The organism is Xenorhabdus hominickii (assembly GCF_002632725.1).
Classification (GTDB): domain Bacteria; phylum Pseudomonadota; class Gammaproteobacteria; order Enterobacterales; family Enterobacteriaceae; genus Xenorhabdus; species Xenorhabdus hominickii.
Window position 1 is genome coordinate 1 of the sequence record NZ_NJAI01000019.1, and the last position, 5482, is coordinate 5482.

The 5482-nt window shown below is 37.3% G+C and carries 11 protein-coding genes; 5 read left to right on the forward strand and 6 right to left on the reverse strand.

Translation table 11 applies throughout. The features are described 5' to 3' along the window. The coding region (locus Xhom_RS24455; protein WP_244590824.1) for an IS1 family transposase at positions 1–98 on the forward strand (98 nt) is incomplete at its 5' end. A gap of 53 nt (positions 99–151) precedes the next feature. Here Xhom_RS24455 and Xhom_RS24460 read toward each other — a convergent pair. The 3 genes from Xhom_RS24460 to Xhom_RS24470 all read right to left on the reverse strand — a co-directional run bounded on the left by Xhom_RS24460 (position 152) and on the right by Xhom_RS24470 (position 3231). After that, positions 152–406, reverse strand: a complete 255-nt coding sequence (locus Xhom_RS24460; protein WP_145957513.1) for a hypothetical protein — start codon at positions 404–406, stop codon at positions 152–154. A gap of 2206 nt (positions 407–2612) precedes the next feature. Continuing rightward, positions 2613–2897: a NadS family protein gene (gene nadS / locus Xhom_RS24465; RefSeq protein ID WP_099140105.1), complete on the reverse strand. Its 285-nt coding sequence runs from the start codon at positions 2895–2897 to the stop codon at positions 2613–2615. Between the two features lies 1 nt (position 2898). After that, the gene (locus tag Xhom_RS24470; protein WP_099140111.1) at positions 2899–3231 is read right to left on the reverse strand and encodes a type II toxin-antitoxin system RelE/ParE family toxin; all 333 of its coding nucleotides are present in this window, start codon (positions 3229–3231) and stop codon (positions 2899–2901) included. Between the two features lie 366 nt (positions 3232–3597). Here Xhom_RS24470 and Xhom_RS24475 point away from each other — a divergent pair, with 366 nt between their 5' ends. The 4 genes from Xhom_RS24475 to Xhom_RS41220 all read left to right on the forward strand — a co-directional run bounded on the left by Xhom_RS24475 (position 3598) and on the right by Xhom_RS41220 (position 4732). Continuing rightward, on the forward strand, positions 3598–3777 hold the full coding sequence (locus tag Xhom_RS24475; RefSeq protein ID WP_099140106.1) for a type II toxin-antitoxin system HicA family toxin: 180 nt from the start codon (positions 3598–3600) through the stop codon (positions 3775–3777). A gap of 58 nt (positions 3778–3835) precedes the next feature. Next, on the forward strand, positions 3836–4255 hold the full coding sequence (locus tag Xhom_RS24480; protein WP_099140107.1) for a type II toxin-antitoxin system HicB family antitoxin: 420 nt from the start codon (positions 3836–3838) through the stop codon (positions 4253–4255). 135 nt (positions 4256–4390) lie between these two features. Then, positions 4391–4573, forward strand: coding sequence for a hypothetical protein (locus tag Xhom_RS24485; RefSeq protein ID WP_099140108.1), 183 nt, complete (start codon positions 4391–4393; stop codon positions 4571–4573). 36 nt (positions 4574–4609) lie between these two features. Further along, entirely contained in the window at positions 4610–4732 is a 123-nt protein-coding gene (locus Xhom_RS41220) for a hypothetical protein (RefSeq protein WP_274540199.1), read from the forward strand. On the opposite strand, the gene Xhom_RS24490 is transcribed toward Xhom_RS41220, so the two are convergent. From Xhom_RS24490 to Xhom_RS34795, 3 genes are all read right to left on the reverse strand, one after another. Then, entirely contained in the window at positions 4701–5006 is a 306-nt protein-coding gene (locus Xhom_RS24490; RefSeq protein WP_099140109.1) for a HigA family addiction module antitoxin, read from the reverse strand. The two genes, Xhom_RS41220 and Xhom_RS24490, sit on opposite strands and share 32 nt — an antisense overlap. Next, positions 5006–5236 carry a type II toxin-antitoxin system RelE/ParE family toxin gene (locus tag Xhom_RS24495; RefSeq protein ID WP_420855276.1) on the reverse strand — a complete coding sequence of 77 codons (231 nt, stop codon included), beginning with the start codon at positions 5234–5236 and terminating at the stop codon, positions 5006–5008. Before Xhom_RS24495 ends, Xhom_RS24490 begins: the two co-directional genes overlap by 1 nt. Positions 5237–5295: 59 nt before the next feature. Further along, a partial coding sequence (locus Xhom_RS34795; protein WP_211287913.1) for a hypothetical protein occupies positions 5296–5482 on the reverse strand: 187 nt, incomplete at its 5' end.

Sequence of the window (5482 nt, forward strand, 5' to 3'; positions counted from 1 at the left end):
TAAAAAGACTGAATAGAAAAACTATCAGTTATTCAAAATCCGAAGAAATGCACGATAAGGTGATAGGAACTTTTATTGAGCGTGAGTACTATTTTTGATATTCAATCTAACTATTTAATACATGACCCAGAACGGGTAGTGTTATTTTTTTTCAGGTAGTTTCAGGTGGTAAATTAATTGATTCATCTAATTTTTCAACGACATAGCGTAGTTTTTCCTGATGGGAGTTAAAGTAGTCTAATGCACATTTACGCTCATATTTAATTTTTAGATCTTCATACTCATTATTAAGATTGTTGTAATCATCTACTGCCTTCTTAAGGCTTACCCTCAAAATGTCTATGAGAATTTCTTCACGATCATCAGAATTAAGTAATTTTTCGTTGCCAAACAATTCATCGTTCATACGTACCCTTTTCATGAAAAAATTCATAAAAGCCCCTAGAAATCGGGGGTAAATTCATGTAATTGTATGCATATATAGTTATTATAAGTGCTATTTGTTATTATTATCCATATTGATAATTTGGTGTTGTTATAAATATAGTTAACTAAAGTAATTATTGTATGTATTGTTAAATTACCTGTTGAAAACAGAAGGTTAAGGTAGTTATGTGAAAATCACACGGTCGTTCAATCATTCTATATAGGCCAACTAAGCCTATACAAATAAAAATCATAGGCAAGTTACGACCATAACAATCATTCTCAAACAATGATAAATAATAGTCAATATAAACTATTTCGGCTTGAAAAGGATTTCGTCACTAAACTACAAGAAAGATTACAAGAGCATGAGAATGCGCTAGAAGAAATGCAGAAGGTTATCCATTCTCTAAAAAAACGTTAATTTGGCATTATCAAAATATTACGTATTATATCCTAATATCAGGTTGTTTCTCTGCGAGTAACTCAATGGAGGACGCCTTTATATGAGGCTTACCGGAAAAGCCGAAGCAACTTGAAAGACGACAGATGTGAGGATACCCGTTCAATTAAGAATGGGTATCCTGATTTTTTTATTCATATATCCATTTTATTTTTCAAATAAAAAAATTTTGATTGTGTTACACCATGTAACTAGTGGAATTTTCAGTTTATAAAATATAGCTTATACATAAGATTGATAAGCAATGTCCCAAGGGATTTTGCCACAGATATGGCCACTACAAAGAGATGCACTAGCGTTAGCGGTGACGGCTGTTCCAATAACAAATGCAAGTATACAAGCAGCTAATTTTCTGTTCATGATTTAATACCTTATATTGAATGTGTTGATAATTATGCAACAGGATTTATACCCTTCATCTTTCGAGTTGTAGCTTTGTTGGCTACGCTCACTCACCCCAGTGACATTGTGGACTATGCTCGTGGAGATTCACTCTCTTGCCACTGTGCTGCAACTCGAAATCTATTAGGTATATACTAACTTTACAGCAACTGCGTTTACATTATTTTCTGTGAAGGATGTTGTTGTTTAATCATATCTCATGATAATAGTAAGATAGTTTATATTCTCTTTTTCTTTGAGAGTGAATTCTTGATTAATGTATTGTAATAAGTGATTTTTCTATTATTACATTATGTTTAACTCATGCTGATTACTAAATTATTCAATTCTGTTTAACCTGTTTATATAATTTTAAATACATATTATTTAATATACATACAATAATCATAAAAACTAATTTTGTTTATGCTAATTCTTATTGAACCTATGGTAATAAATACATTAAGTATAATCACAGTGGCATTATTGCAAATATTTTATTTTTTTACGATTGTTTTTTCAGTTTAGTTGATGATCTATTTAAAATAATAAAAATTATGTTTATTGGATTTTTATTTTTAAAATGGCAGGGTAATATTTAAATAATGTTTTCAAGAAGGTAATGTAATTCAATGCGTTTGTTTTATTAGTGTAATTATAAAATAAATTATTTTCTATACATTAATTAGTGGTAGTTTTTTTATTCTTTAATTTATATTTCCGTTAGTTAAATCTATTCACTCAGACAGGTTATTAACTATATGATCTGTGGTGGTATTGATATAGTCTATTTCAGGCGGCGTATTTTACGCTGGAGGAATTTACCCTTCATAAACCTAACCAGACTATTCGAATATCATCGATAATATGAATAGCCTTTTGTACCACGTTAGGCAATATGCAGAGCACATCAAAACAGATACCATAAACGGCATCGCAAATAGCAGAGTCGGCCATAAAGAAAATCACATAGGATTTAAAGTCGTCTTAAAGTTGCTAATAGCCATTATTATTAAAAAGACTGAATAGATCAATATTATATTCGGTGGCGATCTAATTTCGCACTAAATCACCACTGATTAACTCACTATACGTCGTTAAATTAGTACAATCACACGTCAGTGCGCCCCTCCACCAAGTCAATCATGACGCTCTTTTTCGCCTCCAAGTTACGGATATAGCCCAACACGGTTTCCGGCTTTTTCCAGGTTCCCTCGTGCATGATCTGGGCGAGGCATGACGCAACGCCTCATTACTGTTATCCTTACGCCATAATTCAGCAAAACGCCCTGTTTTGGTTGGATTTGTGCGATTAGGAGGCCGATGTTTACACATCGGCAACTCAATGCGTAGCCAGAGCCTTATAGAAATTAGGGTTGTCTTGGATGATAGCTAACACCTTTGCCGCTAGTCCTGTCGGATTTCGACGTTTCTGCTCCCAGCTTTTTATGGTATCAATGCTAGTGCCTAAAGCCTCTGCCATCTCTGCCTGTGAAATATTCAGTTGAGCACGGATAGCTTTAACGTCGGCAATTTCGTATCGAGTCACACGCGCTGCGGCTTTATTACCTTGTTTAATTTCAACTGCTTCTTCGAGGGATGCTTTCAACTCGTCAAAAAAACTCATGTTACACCTCATCTTTTAGTAATGTTGTTAGTTTTTTCAGTTCTGCTTTTTCGGCATCCGTTAAGCTATCTTTCTTACTTTTCGGATAAACCATTACTAGATAGATAATATCTTCAGTCGCTAGAAGATAGATAACTCTGGCACTACCGCTTTTTCCCTGTGAGCCTATAGCCATTCTGATTTTACGTAACCCCCCAGTACCACGTATTAGATCACCTTTTTCTGGTGACTCGATAAGTTCTCGTTGCAGTTCTTTGAGCTCATCATCAGTAGCAATTTCTTGTATCTGTCGGGTAAACATACTTGTTTCGATAAACTCTATCGCATGACTCACTGGCAAATCTCCTTTACACTGGAGTACATGGTACTCCTTGGGTTCTAAAATTACCAGCATAACTTACAAATTTATTCCATCCTTTAAGAGCGCTTGCACATGCGATGGATGTCTTTCCCCGTCAACTATTGGGCGTGTGGTTGAAGGTAGCCCAACGTGCTCGGCAGTACGCCGGAAATGTGGTTGAGACTTCAGGAAGCGTATAGCCTAGCGGAATCTAAAGGAACCGTTCCAAAACAATTCATGCAACACGGTACAACTGAATAATAATATTTTCATTTTTTCGGGGTTATCAGGGTTATCTTAACTTGACTCATGGAGTTATTGGGGTTATCATGACTGCGAGTTAAACGGATAGGAGTTAGTTTGAGAAGTGCAGATTTAATCAAAGAGGTTGAGAAGAAAGGGTGGGTGTTGGTGAGGATCAACGGAAGCCATCACCACTTTAAACATCCTGAGCGTAACGACCTGCTGACAATTCCACACCCTAAACAGGAAATTAAAACGGGATTGCTCAGGAAAATACAAAAACAAGCGGGGCTGTAAGCCCCCTTATCTGCATCTGCGCGACTCAAATTTTTAAAAAAAATTGGAGGCATATTACGTGTTATATCCTATTGCGATTGAAATCGGTGATGAGCATCATGCTTACGGTGTGGTGGTTCCCGATATATCAGGTTGTTTCTCTGCGGGTGACTCAATGGATGACGCCGTAAAGAACGCTAAGGAAGCCATTACAGGACATTTAGAGTTATTGGCTGAAATGAACCAATTACCCCCTGAAGCCAAGTCATTGGATTGCTGGATCAAAGATGAAGAATATGCAGGATGGGCGTGGGCTGTAGTTGAAATTGATGTTGAGCCGTATTTAGGTAAATCGACAAAATTCAATGTCACGCTACCTGATTTATTATCGAAGAAAATTGATGATAAGGTTAAAGCGAGTCCAAATCTGTACAAGAATCGTAGTCACTTTTTACAGGTGGCGGCTTTGCATGAGTTGCAAAACGGCGTTCAGCAATAAGTATCATCAATCAGCCTCATATCCTTCTATATGGGATCTTTATGCAGGAATGATTGAGAGTATTAGACATAGCCCAAATAACGCAATTTAAATATACGGCAATTTGCCGTATATTTTGTACATGAGGTAATCTATATGTCTACTGCAAGAGTTAAGACTGCTCTATTGGGAAATGCACGACAACGAGCTGGCGCATATGCACTTGTTGTTGATTCCAAGGATAAGAAGGCCGCTTCATTTTACTCTCACCATGGATTAATTCAGTTACCAGATGAACCTTTAATGCTATTTTTTCCATTAGCAAATGTTCAAAAATAAAATTCAGTGGTTGGATTTGTACGATAAGAAAAGCCGATGCATAAGCATCGGCTTTTCTTTTTGCGGGCGAAGCTGGTGGAGTGGCATTACCCAGAACGTCGAAAAACCCGCTTTTCGGGCTTCATCATCAAGCGTGATGCGGGTACTGTACTGGCGTAAACAGTGGCGTCAGGCGCGTTAAATCTACTTCTTGTTTAGCCTGCGCCAAGCTGTACGCTTCCTGAAGTCTCAGCCACATTTCTGGCGTACTGCCAAGCACGCGGGCTAAACGCACCGCCATTGCTGGCGTTACCGCTGCGCGACCTTCTACCACCCGCCCAATCGTTGACGGTGAGACATCCAGCGCCCGTGCCAACGTTCTAAGACTAATATTTAAATGCGTCATCTCGTCAGAGATGTAGCGCCCCGGATGGGTCGGCATACGTTTAGTCATCAATGGTAGTCCTCATAATTCAATATATAAACATCACCGTCGTTAAATTCGAAAGTTAACCGCCAGTTTCCCGATATGCTTACCGACCAAATACCTTTTCGATCTCCCGTAAGGGGGTGAAGTTGAAAACTCGGTAAACTTAAATCGCTGGCTAAATCTAATGCGTTGAGCAGTAGATCTAACCTGTTAGCGTGATGCGAATTATAATAAAATAAATAAAATTTATTTATCACACAACTTAGTCTCTGTAGAAGAGGTTGTAAGCCGGAATCCCAGAAATTTCCGACTCCTAAACTATGTTTGAAAAGCAATTTTCATTTGCATTATCACAACGAATAAGCAATGTATCAACAAAGTTGACACTTAAAATTATAACTGGTAGAGTATCTTCATTGTTGATACTTTGAGGAATTAAAAATGGCACAAGTAGTCGTGAAAAAATGGGGTAACAGTCCTTCTGTACGTCTTCCGGTAGC